Consider the following 16,658-nt stretch of genomic DNA (forward strand, 5'->3'; position numbering starts at 1 on the left):
GCCGGCCGCCGCGGGGGAGGCCCAGGCAAAGCCGGCCGTCGCCGCGAAGCCGGCCGCGAAGCCGGCCGCGCCCGCGCCCGCGCCCGTCGCGAAGCCGGCCGCGCCGAAGCCGAACATCGTGACGATCATCGCGCCGCCCCCGAAGGCGAGCGGCGGCCCGAAGGCCTCCGCGCCGAAGCCGGCCCTGACAGCGAAGGAAGCCCTCGCCGCGAAGGCGAAGGCCGCGCAGGCGAAGGGCAAGGCGCCGGCGCAGCCCGCGAAGGCGGAAGGCGCCGCCGCAGAGGCCCCGGCAGCCGCCGCGGCCCCGGCGTTCGAGGCGGCCGATCTGTCGGCCGGCTGGGACACGGCCGTGGAGGCCGCGCGCAAGGCGGGCGACCGCAGCGCGGCGCTCGTGGACGCGTGGCTCGCGGGCTCGAACGTGGAGGCGATCGCAGCGGTGGCCGACGCGGACGAAGCGCCGGGCGCCGCGCGCAAGAACGCACGTCGAGCGCTCAACATCCTGAAGTCGCGCGGGACGGCGATCCCGACGAAGCCGCGGGTGGCGCGCGTGGACACGCGGGCCGAGGCGACGCTCGAAGCGACGTTCCTGCCGCCCGACGGAAGCGGGACGTCGGCCATCTCGATCACGAGCCGCGACGCGAGCGGCCGGTACCACCTGGCCGAGGTGATCGTGAGGGACCCGATCGGCATCCTGAACGCGGGCAGCGCCTGGATGAGCGGCTCGCAGCTCAAGGAAGGCCGCAACCGCGCGCTCGAAGGGCTCGGCGTGTCGCCGGCGCCCGTGCCGCTGGAGTGGGCGCGTCATCGGATCGCCACGGCCCGCAAGCAAAACGCGACGTCGGGGCAGATCGTGCCGCTCGGGTTCGAAGGCTGCCGCGAGCTCGTGGAGCCCTGTCCCGAGGCCGAGCCGCCGCACCCGCTGGCCGATCTCGAAGCCGACATCACGAGCGACATCGGCTGGGCGCGCGCGCCCGGGTCGGCGTCGCTGCACGAGGAGCCGGAGTTCCGGTCGTGGCTGCCCGATCGCGGGAGCCTGGAGGACCTGCTCCAGCGGCTCGGCCAGCGGCTCGGGCCGGAGGGCGTGCGGGATCCGCAGGCGGTGAACCTGGCGCTGACCGAGGAGATCGCGGCCGCGACGGATCGCTTCTTCTCGCCGGAGGCGCGCGCGATCGTCGCGACGCGGATGAAGGACGCGGCGATCTCGGTGCGCGCGCGGAAGGGCAACGAGCGCGCGACGGACGTGCTCGCGGTGGCGCGCGCGGTGAAGGAGGCGGGGCTCATCACGTCGCCGCCGAACGAGATCCCGTTCCTGCTGGGCTTCTTCCAGAAGGGGATCAGCGTGCTCGCGCATCAGGGCGGCGGTTCGCTCCGCATCCCGGTGGCGCCGCTCGGGCCGCAGGCGGCGCCGCAGGCTCCCGCTCCGGCGGAGGAGTCGGCGGACGCGTCGACCTGACGTCATTCCCCTGACCTCACCCCCCTGATCCCCCTCTCCACGCCGTGGAGAGGGGGGAATCACCGCTCAGCCTTCCCAGGGCGCTTTCGCGTCGCCCATTCCGACATGCCGCCGAAAGGCGAGGTGCAGCGCCTGCGTGTGCGCGCCTGGTTTGCCGCTGCCGATCGGCGCGCCGTCGACCACGACGACGGGCAGGATCTCGCGCAGGCTCGACGACAGGAAGACCTCGTCCGCCGTGTGTACGTCCTCCGGAACGAGCGGGCGTAACGCGACGGAGAGACCTGCCTCGCCCGCGATCGCGAGGATGTGCGCGCGCGTGATGCCCGCGAGGATCCCCGCCTCTTCGGGCGGCGTGATCAGGGTTCGTCCTTGCACGACGAACACGTTGGAGGTCGTACCTTCGACGATCTGTCCCGCCGTGTTGAGGATGAGCGCCTCGTGCGCGCCGACGTCACACGCCTTGCGGATCGCGAGCACGCTGGCGAGGTAGTTGCCGACCTTGGCGCCATGCGCGGCGTCGCAAGCGCGCTCGGTGCGATGCGTGATGACGGAGACGCCGTCGCGGTACATCGCCGCCGGGAGGAGCTTGAGCGGCTCGACGAGGATCACGCGCAGCGGATGCGTCGCGAGGCGCGGATCGAGCCCGGGCGGGCCGGAGCCACGTGTCAGCGTGGCGCGCACGTAACTCTCGGGGTTCGCCGCGGCCGCGAGGGCACGTTCGATCTCGGCGGCAAACGCAGGCGGATCGATCGGCATGGGGATGGCGACCTGCGCGGCCGATCGTTCGAGGCGCCGGACGTGTTCGTCGAGCGCGAAGGGGCGGCCGCCGTAGGTGCGGATGGTTTCGAAGACGCTGTCGCCGTAGAGGAAGCCGCGGTCGTAGACCGAGACCTTGGCGTCCTCGGGCGCGTGGAGCCTTCCGTCGATGCAGGCGATGCGGCGCATGGTCGTCGCTCGAGAGCGTGTCACGGATCGGCGTCGAGCGCGCGCAGGGCGGTCTCGCGAGACGCGTCGATCGCGCGCGCGAGGGTGGTTCCGTCGAGGCCGCGTGGATCGAGCGGCGCGCCGAGCGCGACGGCGACACGCGAGAAGGGGCGGGGGATCTCGAACTTGTCCCACGTGCGCGCGAGGACCCACGCAGAGGAGCAAGCCGAGGCGAGCGGCACGACGAGGCCACCGGCGAGGCGAGCCGCGAGGATCGCGCCGACACGATCACCGTCCCCGCGCACGACGCCACGCGGGCCGCGGGGGCCGTCGACGGCGAAGGCCGCGTCGTGACCCTGTCGCATGCGGCGGACGATGCCCTTGAGGCCCATGGCGCCGCCGCGCGTGGACGAACCTCGCTCGACGACGAGCCCGAGCGATCCGAGCGCGCCGGTCTGGATCTCGCCGTCGTCGGAGAGGCTGACGAGCACGGCGGTGCGGCGTCGCTTGCGCCAGCGATGCAGGGCGAACTGCTGGCCGTGCCAGAAGGAGAGCACCCAGGGGGTGCCGTCGGTACCGTCGAGATCGGGGTGGCTGAGGAGGGAGAAGCGGACAGAGCGGAGGAAGGCGCGAGCGACGAGCCCTGCTGCGTAGCCGAGGGCTCGTCGCCGCGTATTCGGCGCTTGGGGGCGACGCCCGAGCAAGTCGGGCTTCGCCCCCAAACCCCCGGCGGTCACTTCTTCAGCTTGGCGAGCAGCTCCTTCGCGGGCGCGAAGTTCTTGTCGGCGTCGATCGCGCGATCGAGCTGCTGGATCGCCTTCTTGTCATCGCCCTGCGCGTGGAGGATCCGGCCGATGTAGTAGAAGGCCGCGGCCTTCGAGATCGGCGAATTCTCGTCGAGCTTCTGCAGGAGCAGGGCGCGGAAGGTCTTCTGCGCGCGCTCGAAGTGCGTGTCGCGCGCCGCCTTCTCCTCCGTGGCCTCGCCGAGCTCCATCGAGAGCACGCCGAGGTCGCGCAGGATCGCGATCGAGCCCGGATCGATCTTGAACGCGATGTCGAGGTCCGCGAGCGCCTTCTCCTTGTCGCCTTCGGCGAGGTACGCCTTGGCGAGCCGGTGATGGATCGTCGCGAGCTCCTTCGAGCGACGGCCGCCGTACGACTCCACGATCTTCTGCAGCACCTCCGCGGCCTGCTTGCCGCGGCCCGAGGCGCTGTAGGCGTCGCAGAGCACGAGGAGCAGCTCCCGATCGCCGGGGGCGAGCTCCGAGGCCTTCACGAGCAGGTCCGCCGCGGCGCCCGGATCGCTGCGCTTGCCGAGGTGGATGTCCGCGGCCTTGCGGTAGAGCTGCACCTTCTGGCCCGCCTCGGTCGCGGCCTCGGCGTCGCCCTTCACGAGGTCGGCGAGCTCGGCCCACGCCTGCTGCTTCTCGTAGAGCGCGTGCAGCTTCTTGCGGATGTCCGCGGCGCGCTCGTCGGCCTTGAGGCCGGCTTCGAGGACACGACGGACCGCCGCCTCGTCCTTGAGCGCCGTGTACAGATCCGCGAGGCGGAGCGACGTCTTGACGGCCTCTTCGCCGGTGGCGGAGGAGAGGACCGTCTCGAGCGCCTTGGCCGCCTCGGCCTTGTCGCCCTTCTTCTCGTAGAGGCGCGCGAGCGAGAGCAGCGCGCCCTTGTGGTTGCCGTCGCGCTCGAGCACCGCCTTGTACGTCTCGATCGCCTTCGGGACGTTGTTCAGACGGTTCTCGAAGACCTCCCCGAGGCGCACGCTGTAGACGAGCTCCGCGGAGAGATCGCCGCGCTCCTTGGCGAGGTCGATCTGCGTGTTGAGCAGCTCGGCCAGCTCGTCGTCGCGGCCCGACTTTTCGAGGAGCTGCGAGAGGAGCAGCGTGGCCTGCTCGTGCGTGCGCTCCTCGTCGAGGATCGCGCGCAGGTGCTCCATCGCCTCGCTCGTCGCGTCGAGCTTCTCGATGCAGATCCGCGCGCTCTCCAGGCGGAGCGTGGCGCGGGACGCAGGCGTCTCCGCGAGGTCCACGAGGCGCGAGAGGACGTTCAAGAGCTCCTTGTTCTTGCCGCCCTTCGCATAAAGCTCGCGCAGCGCGTCGGAGGCCTTCGCGTCGTTCGGCTCGTCCTCGAAGATCTGGCTGTAGAGGTCGAGGGCCTTCTTGTCGTCCGAGAGCTTCTCCCGGGCGACCGAGGCCGCGCGGTGCTTGAGCTCCCGGATCTTCTCGCCCTCGGCCGCGAGCTCGGCCTGGCGCACGAGGAGATCAAAGACCTCCTTCGAATCGCCCGCCTTGTCGCGCACCTTCGTGAGCTCCGCGAGGGCCCACGCGTCGCTGTCGTCGGCCTTGATCATGTCGCGGAGGATCGCCTCGGTGAGCGCGTCGTCCGCGAGCACGCCCTCGGCCAGGCCCTTCGCCTCGCGGCGCAGGTCGGAGGCGAGGTGGCCGAGGCCGTCGAGCGCGGCGAGGCGGCGCAGCGTGCCGACGAGGTCACGCTCGCGGCCCGCCGCGCGCTGCAGGCCCTCGATGTTGCGCAGGATCGTCTCGCTCGTCGGGTCGTGCTTGAGCGCCTGTTCGAGCGCGCGTTCGGCAGCGGCGTTGTCGGCGAGCTTGTCCTTGCGCCACTCGGCGATGCGCATCCACAGGTCGCGCGCCGCGTCCGTCGAGAGGTCGCTCTTCTCGGACACGGCCTTCTCCAGCGCGTCCGCGGCGCTCGCCCACCCGCCCGTGATCGGGGAGAGGCGCTCGAGCTCGGCGAGCACGTCGACGTCGGCCGGGTCGTCCTTGAGCGCGGCTTCGAGCGCGCCCTGGGCCGCCTTCGGATCGCCGGAGCGATCTTCGAGGACCTTGGCGAGATCGAGCCGGAGCCGCACGCGCTCGGCGGGCGTCCCGACGAACCCGATGCGCTTCTCGTAGAGCTTCGCGAGCGCCGCGTGATCGCCTTGCGACTTGTAGACGCTCTCCAGGGCCTCGGCGGCCTCCTCGAAGAGCGACCGCTCGTCGGTGAGCTTCTCCAGCGCCTCGCGCGAGGGCGCGTGATCGGGCGCCCGCTCGAGGGCCTGCTTCAGCGTCGCGAGGCCCTGCGACTTCTCCCCGAACGCCTCGATCTGGATCGTGGCGAGCCGGTGGTGGAAGTTCGCCTGCTCGCGCTCGTCGGAGATCGCGGCGACGCGACGTTCGAGGACGTCGGCGAGCGCCTTGTTGTCCCCGAGCCGCGAGTAGAGACGGTCGAGGGCTTCGAGCAGCGCAGGCTCGTCGCCGGCTTGCTCGACCGCCTTCGCGTACGCCTCGACGCTGCGCCGATCGTCCTTGAGCTTGTCCTCGGCGATGCGACCGACGCGCAACCACAGGTCCTTCGCGATGACCGCGTCGAACGTCGCCGCCGCGCGCTGCGAGAGGGCGTCGCAGTAACGACCGAAGCCCTCGGAGCGCTCGGCGAGCCGCTCGATCTCGGCGTGGAGCTCGGGATCGTCCGGCGTGTCTTCGAGCGCGCGGAGCAGCGCGCCCTCGGCGGCGAGCGGCTTGCCGAGCTTCTCGTCTTCGACGATCGCGATCGCGCGGAGCGTGCGGGCGCGGTCGATGCCCTCGGTCTGCGCCTTGAGGCGCATTTCGAGGACGCCGACGAGCTCCTCCCAGCGCGAGGCCGCGCGGAGGACGGGCTCGAGGGCGTCGGCCGCGTCGAGGCGCAGCTCCTCGCGACCCTCGCCGATCGCGCGGATCGCCTTGATCGCGTGATCGTTCGTGGCGTCGTCGTCGAGCACGAGGCGGTAGTGTTCGAGCGCGTCCTGCGGGCTCGCGAGTTCGGCGGCGTAGAGATCGCCGATCGCGGTCCGGAGCTTGACGCGCGTCTCACGCGTGTCCGCCGTGCTCGCCTGGAGCTTCAGGTTGTCGAGCAGCTCGTCCCACATCTTCTCGGCGCGGTAGAGCCGTTCGAGCGAGGCGAGGACCGTCGCGTCCGAGGGCCGCGCATCGAGCGCCGCGTTGAGCGCGTTGATCGCCTCCCGACGGTTGTCGAGGGACTTCTCGTAACGCTCCGCCGCGCGGACGTTGAGGTCGTACCGGAGGTCGGCCTCGCCCGAGCCCGCGAGCTCCACGCGGCGCGCGTAGAGCTCGACGAGGCGCTGGGCAGCGTCGCGCGGCTCGTAGAGCGGGATGAGCGCGTCGACCGTGACCGTGCTCTCCGGATCGAGCTCGAGAGCGCGCTCGTACGCCTTGATGGCGCCCTCCTCGTCGTCGAGCATCTGCAGCTTCGTCTCGGCGATCCGGCGCCAGATGGCGGCGTTCTCGTCGTCCGAAGCAAGCTCGCTCTTCTTTTCGAGGACCGCGATCAACGTCTGCCAGTCGGAGAGCAGCATCGACAGCATGTCGATCGCTTCGAGCGGATCACGCTCGCTCGGATCGAGTTCGCTGAGCCTCCGGTAGGCGCCGAGGGCGCGCCGCGGATCGTCGACCTTCTCGTCGTAGACCTTGGCCACGGCGAGCAGGAGCTCGCGCTTGACCACGTCGTCGGTCGTCTTCTCGATGCCCTGCTCGTAGCTCTCGCTGAGTCGCTCCCAGGCGCCCAGCATCGTCGCGAGGCGCTCGAGCTCGGCCCGCGTCTCACCGTCCTCGGGGTCGAGGGCGAAGGCCGCGCGCATCGAGCGGAAGGCGAGGCTTCGATCGTTGCCGCGCGTCTCCCAGAGCTGCGCGGTCTCGCGCAGCACGGCGACCTTCTCGTGCACCTCGCTCGCGAGGTGGTAGCGCTCCTCGTTCAGCTTCACGAGCAGGCGCCAGTCGTCGCTGCGCTCGTAGAGCGGGCGGAGGATCTCCACCACGCGCGCCTTGTGCTCCTCATCGCGCGTGAGGGCTTCGAGCTCCTTGATCGCCTCCTGATGCCAAGGCACGTCGGTGACGATCGCTTCGAGCTGATCGATCGCGGACGACGTGTCCTTGATCTTGTCGCGGAGCAGCCGCGCGAGCGCGAGGCGGTACGGCGCGCCGGCCTCGCCGTTCGCCGCGGCCTCGGCGCGCCGCAGGTAGAGATCGGCGAGGTCCTGATCACGGCCGAGCTCCGCGTAGAGCTCGGTCAGCGCGTCGAGCGCACGCGCGTCGGACTCGTCGACGTCGAGGGCCGCCCGGTACGTCTCGATCGACTTCTCGGGCTGCTTGAGCTCGATCCGTTCGAGGCGCGCGATCGTGTGCAGCGCGTCGAGCCGCTCCTTGTCGTAGCGGTAGTCGAGCGACGAGCGGTAGAGCTCGACGCGCTCCTCGTGGCGGCGCTCCCGCACGAGCAGGCCGTCGATCGCGGAGAACAGCTCGCGCGACTCGGGCTCGAACTCGTGCGCGCGCCGGTACCACTTGAGCGCGCTCGTGACGTCGTTCAGGTCCGCGTAGATCTCGCCCGTCCGGCGGCAGAGCTTGGCGCTCTGGCCGTCGTCGACCGTGATCTCGGTGAGCTCGGCCGAGTAGATCTCGGCGAGCCTCCGCTCCGCGCTCGCCACCTTCGCGAGGCGCTCGAGCTCGTGCCACACGCCCTCGTCGCCGAGGTCCTCGTGCAGGAGCTTCGCCACCGTCTCGAGGGCGGCCTTGTAGTCTTCGAGTTGCTCCTCGTGCAGCGTCGCCAGGCGCGTGAGCAGGTCGCGACGCTCCGACGGGTCCTCGCTCGCGGCGAGCCGCGCATCGAGGGCCATCTTCACGCGCGCCCAGTCGGCGCGGCGGAGGTAAACCGGCTCCAGCATCTCGCCCGCGCGCGCTCGGTGCGCCGGGTTCTCCGACGCTTCGAGCAGCGCTTCGAGTTCGCCCACCGCGCCCACGTGCGCCGCGTCGATCACGAGCGCCTCGGCGAGCTCGTCGAACGCGCGGGACACGTCTTCGAGCCGCTCGTGCGCGACCTTCGCGATCTTCACGCGGAGCTCGGCCGGCGCGCCCACCGCTCCATCGAGCTGACGCTCGTAGAGCTTGATGAGGTCCTCCCAGCGCGTCGACTCCTTGTAGAGCGTCTCCAGGGCGTCGATCGCCTTCGGGTTGAGCTCGACGTCGAGCAGCGCCTCGTACGTCTCGATCGCGCCGCTCGGATCCTTCAGCGCGTCGCGCTGCAGCTCCGCCTGGCGGAAGAGGAGACGCTTCTTTTCGACGTCGTCCGCGGCGTTGTCGACGCGCTGCCGGAGGATCTCCAAGAGGTTCGGCGCGTCGTTCGCCTCGCCGTAGAGCTCTTCGAGCGCCACCATCGCGCGGCGATCGTCGCTCCTCGCATCGAGCGCGTTCTTGTACCACTCGACCGCGAGCGCCTTGTCGTCGAGCTTCGTCCGGGCGAGCTCGCCGACGCGCAGCCGCACGTCCTGCTGCACGTCACCGTCGAGGATCGAGTCCACGACCGAGCGGTAGAGCTCCGACAGCTCCGCCCACCGGCCCGTCGCCTTCGCGAGGCGCTCGACGGTCTCGATCCACTGCGCGACCTCGGGCTCGCCAGCGGCCTCGCGCACGCCGCGCACCGCGTACCCGAAGGCACGGCCGGTGTCGGTGAGCGGACCCTCCGCCGTGCGGAGCGCGCTCTGCAGGTTCGAGAGGCGCTCGCCCGTGCTGTCCGCCGTCTCCACCTCGATCTCGAGGACGCGCAGGAGCTTCTCGCTGTCGCCGTCGGCCTCGTAGAGCGGGTGCAGGGTCTCGGCCGCGTCGCGCCGCGCCTCGGGATCCTCGAGCAAGGCTTCGAGCGCGCTCCTGCAACGCGCGTTCGCCGGATCGAGGACGAGCGCCTGGCGATACGCGTCGAGCGCGCCCGGCAGATCACTCTGGTGCAGGCGTCGCACGTCGCCGAGCCGCGCGAACAGATCGAGCCGCTCCTCGAGTTCGTTCGCGAGCGAAAGATGCACGTCAAGGGTGTCGGCGAGATCCGACCACCGCTCGGCCTTCTCGTAGAGCGCTTCGAGCGCCGAGAGCGTGGCCGGCTCGGGGCCGAACTCGTCGGAGACGTTGCGCCAGCCGCTGATGGCGCCGGACACGTCGTCGAGCTTGCTCGCGAGCGTCTCGGCCGCGCGCACCATCGTCCGCTTGCGCTCGTTCGCGTCGTTCGAGAGCGTCTGCCGCGCCTCCAGGATGGAGACGAGCTCGCGCCACTCGCCGGTGCGCTCGTAGAGGCGTTCGAGCGCGGAGAGCGCTTCGAGGTCCTCCGGATCGTCCGACATGCGCGCGCGCCAGGCCCCGATCGCCTTGTCGGGCGCTTCGAGGACCGACTCGTACACCTCGCCGATGCGGCGGTAGAGGTTCTGGCGCCTTTCGAGGTCCTCTTCGAGGCGCACCTCGATGCCGAGCACCTCGGCGAGCGCCTCGTGCTTGCCCTTGCCCGTGTAGATCTCGGCGAGCGCCTGCGCCGCCGGGATCACCAGGTTCGGATCCGTCTCGTCGATCGAGAGGACACGCCGGTAGACCTTCTCGGCCCGATCCATGTCGCCCAGCATGTCCGCGCAGATCTGCGCGACGACCATGAGGATCTCGCCCTGGGTCGGCGGCGTGCTGCACGCGTCGGCGGCCGCCGTGAGGACCGTCGCCATCTTCTCGTGCTCGGCGAGCCTGCGGCCGATGTCCACGAAGCGCTCGCGGACGATCGCGTCGTCGGGCTCGAGCGGGACGAGCTCGCTCAACGTGGCGAACGCGCCCGGGTCGTCGCGCAACCGGTCGTCACGCAGCGTGCTCACGCGGCGCAGAAGCTCGCGACGCTCGTGCTCCTCCGTCGCGCCCTCGCGTCGGATTTCGAGCACCCGTACGAGCTGACGCACCTCGTCGCGCGCCTCGTACACGACCTCCAGCACGCGCGCGGCGCGCAGGCGCAGGCTGCCCACTTCGAGCAGACGCTCGACGAGCTGGCGCGCCTCCGCGTCACCCGGCCGTTGCTCCAGCACGCGCTCGAGGTGTTCGAGCGAGAGCGCCGGCTCGTGCAGGCGATCGAGGTAGATCCGCCCGAGGCTCAGCTTGATGTCGGCCGCTTCCTCGTCGGTCGAGGTCTCCAGCCGCCGCTCCAGGAGCGCCGCGAGGTCCTTCCATCGCCCCTCGCGCTCGTAGAGCCTCTGCAGCGCGTCGAGCGCCGGCTCGTAGAACGCGTCGAGCGTGAGGATGCGCTCGTAGTAGCGGATGGCCTTCGCCGCATCGCTCATGATCTCCTCGGCGATCACGGCAACGTCGTTGAGCAGCGAGATCCGCGTCGTTTGATCCGGCGTGCCCTGCGCGGCCTTGTCGTAGAGCGCTTCGAGCTCGCTCCACCGCTCCGCGTTGGTGAGGATCTGCTTCAGGCGCGAGAACGCCCGCTCGTTCGTCGGGTCCACCGCGAGCACGCGATCGAGGTAGGGCATCGCGCCCTCCGGATCGCCGAGCTGATCGTCGTGGAGCATCGCCGCGCGCTCGCAGAGTTCGATCTCCACGTCGTCGGGCAGCTTCTTGTTGCCCTCGACATTGCGCGCCGCGACGAGATGCGTCCGGTACGCCTCAGCGAGATCCGTCGGGCGACCGGCCCGCGCGGCGAGCTCGGAGGCCCGATCCCAGACCGTGAGCTCGCTCGAGAACTCGTTCAGCGCGCCGAGCACGACATCGAGCGCCGTGCCCACCGCGCGGAGCTTCTCCTCGTTGACGTCCGCGAGCTTGAGGAAGAGCGCGAGCCGCGTCGACGTGTCGGTCTCGGTCTCGAGCAACACCCGGAGCGCGTGCGCCTCGCGGCGCGCGTCGCCCGTCTCGGCGTACTCGCTCGACAGGACCTGCGCCGCCTGCGCGCGCGTCTCCGGTTTGTCGAGCAGGCGCGCGAGGATGCTCACCGCATCCGCTTCGTGCGGGAGGATCTCCAGCGCGCGCACCGCCGCGTCGAACGCGTCCACCGGCCGTTCGAGCTTCTCCAGGTACAACGTGGCGAGCTCGACCTCGCACCGGCCGCGCTGCTCACCGTCGGACACGTCGCGGTGACGCGCCACGACCTCGGCGCCCGCTGCCGCCTCGCCCGCCGCGATGAGCAGGCGCGAGAGGGCACGCAGCGCTTCCCCACGCGCGGGCGTCACCTCGACGACCTTGCGCAGGAGCAGGATCGCCTGCGCGTTGTCGCCGAAGACCTCCTCTTCGAGCGTCGCCCACTCCTCGAGGATCTCGGCGCGGGCCTCGCCCTCGACTTGATCGGCGCGGAGCTGGAAGAGCCAGCGCAGGTCGTCCTTCTTCTCGTTCGCGCGGAGCAACGCGTCGAGTTCGCGGATCGTCTCCTCGTCGGTCGGATCCGCCTCGACGAGTTCGCGGTACGTCGCCGCGGCCTCGTCCACCTTGCCGAGCTCGCGCGCGTACACCTCCGCGAGCCGGAGCTTCAGCGCGCGCCGCGTCGCGCCGTCGATCTCCTCGTCGCGCTTCAGCCGCGCCTCGACGGCCTCGACGAACGGACCCCACGAGCTCGCCGCGCGCGACCACGCTTCGAGCAGCGACAGACCGTCCTCGCTCGCGTCGAGCTCGTAGGCGCGCCGCGCGTAGCCGAGCGCCTTCTGCTTGTCTGCGAGCGGCCCGCCCGTCACCGCGGCGAGCTTGCGCAGCATCGAGACCTGCTCCTCCACGTCCGACGTGGCGCCGAGCAGGATCTCGTAGAGCGCGGGCAGACGCGCCCACTTCTCTTCCTTCTCGTAGATCGGAACGAGCGCCGCCGCCGCGCGCGCGTCGGTCGGCGACACGCTGAGGACACGCTCGTACGAGCGCACGGCCCGCTCGGGCGCGCCGAGCTGCTCCTCGTAGATCCGCGCCGCGCGGAACGAGATGTCGAGCTTGACGTTCGGCTCGGTCGTCTTGTCGGCCGCGCCCGAGAGGAACTCGACGAGCCCCTCCCAGTCGTTCTGCGACGCGTAGAGCTCTTCGAGCCCGTCCCAGTCGCCCGACGCCACGTACGACTCGCGCAGCACGCGAAGCGCGCGCGCGTGCCCCGGCGAGAGCACGAGCACACGGCGCCACGTGCGCGCCGCCGCCACCGGATCCTTGAGCCGCTCCGCGTACACCGCGCCGAGCTTCTGCAGCGCGTTGAGCCTGCCGGCGTCGTCCGTCGCCGCATCCACGCGGCGCTCGAGCACCTCGGCGACCGTCGCGAAATCCTTGTCGCGCTCGGCTTGCTTCTCCAGCGCATCGAGCACGCCCGGCGCCGACGCGTCGAGCTCCAGGATCTGCTTGTAGTGCGCGATCGCGTCCGCACCGCGATCGAGGCGCTCGGCCGCGAGCTTCGCCATCTCGCCGAGCAGCTCGATGCGCGCCGCGTCCTCCGTCCTCGGGAGCTGCGCCTCGTAGAGCGCGTAGAGCTGCGCCCACGAGCGCCGCTTCAGGTAGAGCTCCTTCAGCCGCGACTCGGCCTCGTCGTCGCCCGGCGCCACCGCGAGGAGCGACTCGTAGGCCGACACCGCGTTCTGGACGTTCGAGAACTGGTCGACCCAGCGCCGCGCCACCGCGCGGTAGAGGTTCGCCTTCTCCGCGTCGCTCGTGGACAGCTCCGCGAGCCTCTGCTGATACGAGAGCAGGTCACGCCAGCGACCGAGCGTCTCGTAGACCCGCGTCAGCTCACGCACCGCGTCGATGTCCCGCTCGTCGAGCTGCGCGATCTGCGTGAGCACCGTGACGAGCGCCGCGTCGTTCTTCGCGCGGTCGCGGTAGACCGAGGCGATGTCGCGCAGCACCTGGATGCGACCTTGCACGTCGGTCTGCGGCGTGCGCTCGAGCTCCTGCCGGTAGAGCTCGACGAGGGCGTTGTAGCCCTCCGTCTGCATGTAGAGCCGCTTCAGCGCGTCGCGCGCGTCGCGGTTGTCCGGGTCGGTGCGCAGGATGTTCTTGTACTGATCGATCGCCTTGTGCGCGTTCTCGGTCGACTCGGCGAGCTTGGCGAGCTCCGAGGCGATCGCGCGTTTGTCGGCCCCGTCGGGCAGCGCGCGCTGGGCGTCGGTGAGGATCGCGTAGAGCCGCGCCTTGTCGCCCTTGGCGAGCAGGTGCTCCCGGAAAAACGCGAGCATGCCGGCGTGCGTCGGATCGGCGCGACGCACGCGGTCGAAGTACGCCTCCGCCGCTTGCGGCTGACCGCGCATCCGCCAGTGCACCATGCCGATCTGAACGAGCACGCCGAGCTCCTCGCCCGGCTTCACGCCGCCGCCCTTGAGCTGATCCTCGTAGAGCGCGACGAGCTCGTCCCATTGCTCGTTCGAGGTGAAATGTTCGGCGAGGAACGCGAGCGCGTCCGCCTGACCGGGCTGCAGGTCGAGCACCTGCGCGAAGGCGTCGCGGGCGCGGCCCTTGTCGCCGAGCTTCTCCGCCGCGACGCGCCCGAGCCGGAGCCCCGCCGCGATCCGATCTTCCTTCGACGTGCCCTCGCGCAGCGTGAACGAGAGCGCCCGCGTCACGCCGTCCCAGTCCGCGACCTTCACGCTCGCGCGTTCGAGCAGCCGCGTCGCGCGGCTGTTCTTCGGATCGAGCGCCAGCGCGAGTCCGATGAGCTCGTCGATCCGATCACGCGCCTCCGCGTGCCCGTACCGGAGCGCCACGTCCGCCGCGCTCGCCAGGAGCGAGCTCTTGAAGGCGGGGCCGTCTGCGTTCTCGGACTCGGCCACGTAGCGGTCGACGATCTCGCTCCACCGCTCGCGCTTCGTCGCGTCGCTCTCCAGCGCCTCGGCTGCGGCGTCGTCGTTCGGCCGAAGCTCGAGCAAGCGCTCGTAGGAGGCTCGCGCCTTGTCGGCGTCGACGAGCTCCTCGTTGTAGATGCGCGCGAGCTCCGCCTGCATCGGCGGCTCGACGGGCGTCCCTCCGGCAAAGGAGATCTCCAGCTCGAGGAGCTTGGCGACCGCGCCCCATTCTTTCCGCTCCTCTTGCTTGGCCCGCGCGAGCCCCAGGAGACGCTCCACGTCGTTCGTCGACGTGTCGGGGGCCGTCACTGCCTCCGCGAGATCGTTCCAGGCCGCCTCGTTCTCGGGATCGGACTGCAGGACCCCGAGGGCCACGCGAATTTTCTCAACGCTCATCGTTACCCCGGTCGGCGAAGCACAACGACACGATCATCCGGTCACCCATACGCTGCACCTCGACGTGCAGCGAAAGGCTCCTTGGACCAGACAGCTCGTCCTTCTCCCGCCATGCGTCGTCGAGAGAAGGATCCTCGGATTTATTTGACGCGAGCCGACTCTACGCTGCATTCGACCGGCGTTTCAAGGCGCCGTTTCCATCCCGGCCCGGCCGTCCGCTCGTGGCGCGGCAAACGCGCGGGAAAGCCGGTGTCCTCCCGTCGCGCGCCCTCGGCCGTTCCACGCGGCCGCACCTTGGGTTATCAAGCGGCCCATGAACGCTTCCTCCGTGAAACGGATTGGTGTCATCGGCGCAGGCCAGATGGGTCGCGGCATCGCGCAGGTCGCCGCCGCGGCCGGGATCGAGGTCGTCCTCTGCGACGCATCCCTGGAGATCGCGGACAAGGGCAAGTCGCTGATCGGCAGTATCCTCGGAAAGCAGGTAGAGAAAGGGAAGTTGTCGGCCGACGAGCATCGCGCATTGCTCGAGCGCATCGTCCCTGCCGGCAGCATGACCGCCTTCTCTTCCGTCGAACTCGCCGTCGAGGCTGCGACGGAGAACGTCGACCTCAAGATCGACCTCTTCCGCAAGGCCGACGCCGCGCTCGCGCCGGGCGCGATCCTCGCCTCGAACACCTCGTCGATCTCGATCACGCGCCTCGCGGCCGCGACCTCGCGCCCCGAGCGGGTCATCGGCATGCACTTCATGAACCCCGTTCCGCTCATGAAGCTCGTGGAGATCGTGCGTGGCGTGCAGACCTCGCCCGAGACCTACTCGCTCGTGCACGAGCTCTCGGTTCGTCTCGGCAAGACCGTGATCACGTCCGAGGATCGACCGGGCTTTTTGGTCAACCGTATGTTGATTCCGTTCCTCAACGAGGCTTGCTTCACCCTGCAAGAGGGCGTGGGCAGCCCCGAGGACATCGACACGGGCGCGAAGCTCGGCCTGAACCACCCGATGGGCCCGCTCGAGCTCGCCGACCTCATCGGCCTCGACACGGTGCTCGCCATCGCCGAGGTGCTCCACAAGGACCTCGGCGAGGACAAGTACCGCCCCGCGGCGTTGCTCCGGAACCTCGTCGCGGCCGGCTGGCTCGGCAAGAAGAGCGGCCGCGGCTTCTACGTGTATGACGAGAAGGGCCAGAAGACGAAGAGCAGTTAGTCCCGAGGGGGACGCCTCGCGTCCCCCTCTCGGCCAGGCAAAGCCCGGCCGATTCACCCCCTCGAGGCGAGTTCGCTACGTGACCTCGCAGAGCGACGCGTCGCTCGCGCGCTAACGCCCGAGGAACGAAGGCTTCGTCTTCCCCAAGAACGCCTTCATCCCCTCCCGCTGATCCTCCGACCCAAACAGCCCCGCGAACGCCTGCGCCTCGTGCTCGCACGCCGACGCGAGGTCGACCCCCTCGCCGTGCAGCATCACGCGCTTCGCCGCCGCCACCGCGAGCGGCCCCCGCGACGCGATCTTCTGCGCCGTCTCCCTCGCCTTGAGGACGAGCTCCGCCGCCGGGTGCACCGCGTTCACGAGCCCCATCACGAGCGCTTGCTCCGCGCTCACCATGTCGCCCGTGTACACGAGCTCCCGCGCCCGCGCCGCGCCCACCCGCCGGAGGAGCCGCTGCGTCCCGCCGAAGCCCGGCATCACGCCGAGCGTCACCTCGGGCAGCCCGAGCTTCGCGCCCTCGGCCGCGTAGATGAAGTCACACGCCAGCGCGAGCTCGCAGCCCCCGCCGAGCGCGAATCCGTTCACCGCGGCGATCACCGGGAACGGCAGCGCCTCGATCCGATGGCACAGCCGCTGCCCCGCGTCGGCGAACCGCTTCGCGGCCACCGGCGTCATCTCCGCCATCTCCCCGATGTCCGCGCCTGCCACGAAGGCCTTGCCTGCGCCCGTGAGGATCGCCGCGCGCACGGCGTCCTCCCCGTCGGCCGTGGCCGCGAGCGCCTCGAACGCCCGCGCGAGCTCTGTCACGAGGTGCGCGTTCAGCGCGTTCATCTTGGTCGGCCGGTTGATCGTGAGCGTCGCGATCGCGCCGGTCCGCTCCACGAGGACGAGGTCGGTATCCGTCATGGCGCCGCGTTACCAGGGCGCGGCCTCGATGGGAAGTCGGGACGAGGCGCCGGCGCGGCTTGCCGTGAGGGCAAAAAAAAGTCGCGCAGCGCACCGGTTGGGGGGGGCGGACCGGCACGCGCGCGACGAGGGGGAGTGTGACACCCGCGCGCTCCTTGTCGAGCGCAAGTGCGCGACTCGTGCACGGAAACGACGATCGA

General features: G+C 70.6%; 6 protein-coding genes. 2 read left to right on the forward strand and 4 right to left on the reverse strand.

Features of this window, described 5'->3' with window-relative positions:
* On the forward strand, positions 1-1,453 hold a 1,453-nt coding region (locus QHF89_RS02145), incomplete at its 5' end, for a hypothetical protein (protein WP_284719930.1).
* Between the two features lie 66 nt (positions 1,454-1,519).
* Here QHF89_RS02145 and QHF89_RS02150 read toward each other — a convergent pair.
* The 3 genes from QHF89_RS02150 to QHF89_RS02160 are packed head-to-tail and all read right to left on the reverse strand — an operon-like array spanning position 1,520 to position 14,351.
* Complete coding sequence (locus QHF89_RS02150; protein WP_136966277.1) at positions 1,520-2,398, reverse strand: aminotransferase class IV; 879 nt, start codon at positions 2,396-2,398, stop codon at positions 1,520-1,522.
* A gap of 20 nt (positions 2,399-2,418) precedes the next feature.
* Complete coding sequence (locus QHF89_RS02155) at positions 2,419-3,114, reverse strand: lysophospholipid acyltransferase family protein (protein WP_136966276.1); 696 nt, start codon at positions 3,112-3,114, stop codon at positions 2,419-2,421.
* A complete protein-coding gene (locus tag QHF89_RS02160; RefSeq protein ID WP_136966275.1) occupies positions 3,111-14,351 on the reverse strand; it encodes a tetratricopeptide repeat protein in 11,241 nt (3,746 codons plus the stop codon). The genes QHF89_RS02155 and QHF89_RS02160 overlap by 4 nt, the downstream gene beginning before the upstream one ends.
* Before the next feature lie 313 nt (positions 14,352-14,664).
* Here QHF89_RS02160 and QHF89_RS02165 point away from each other — a divergent pair, with 313 nt between their 5' ends.
* The gene (locus tag QHF89_RS02165) at positions 14,665-15,552 is read left to right on the forward strand and encodes a 3-hydroxyacyl-CoA dehydrogenase family protein (protein WP_136934021.1); all 888 of its coding nucleotides are present in this window, start codon (positions 14,665-14,667) and stop codon (positions 15,550-15,552) included.
* A 111-nt stretch (positions 15,553-15,663) separates the two neighbouring features.
* Here the strand turns inward: QHF89_RS02165 and QHF89_RS02170 are convergent, their stop codons facing one another.
* Positions 15,664-16,458: an enoyl-CoA hydratase/isomerase family protein gene (locus QHF89_RS02170; RefSeq protein WP_136966274.1), complete on the reverse strand. Its 795-nt coding sequence runs from the start codon at positions 16,456-16,458 to the stop codon at positions 15,664-15,666.
* Positions 16,459-16,658 lie beyond the last annotated feature (200 nt).

It is taken from the genome of Polyangium sorediatum, from assembly GCF_029946465.1.
GTDB lineage: Bacteria > Myxococcota_A > Polyangia > Polyangiales > Polyangiaceae > Polyangium > Polyangium fumosum.

Coding starts and splice junctions, on each gene's coding strand:
- QHF89_RS02150 (WP_136966277.1), bottom strand. CDS start 2,398: ATGCGCCGCATCGCCTGCATCGACGGAAGGCTCCACGCGCCCGAGGAC.
- QHF89_RS02160 (WP_136966275.1), bottom strand. CDS start 14,351: ATGAGCGTTGAGAAAATTCGCGTGGCCCTCGGGGTCCTGCAGTCCGAT.
- QHF89_RS02165 (WP_136934021.1), top strand. CDS start 14,665: ATGAACGCTTCCTCCGTGAAACGGATTGGTGTCATCGGCGCAGGCCAG.
- QHF89_RS02170 (WP_136966274.1), bottom strand. CDS start 16,458: ATGACGGATACCGACCTCGTCCTCGTGGAGCGGACCGGCGCGATCGCG.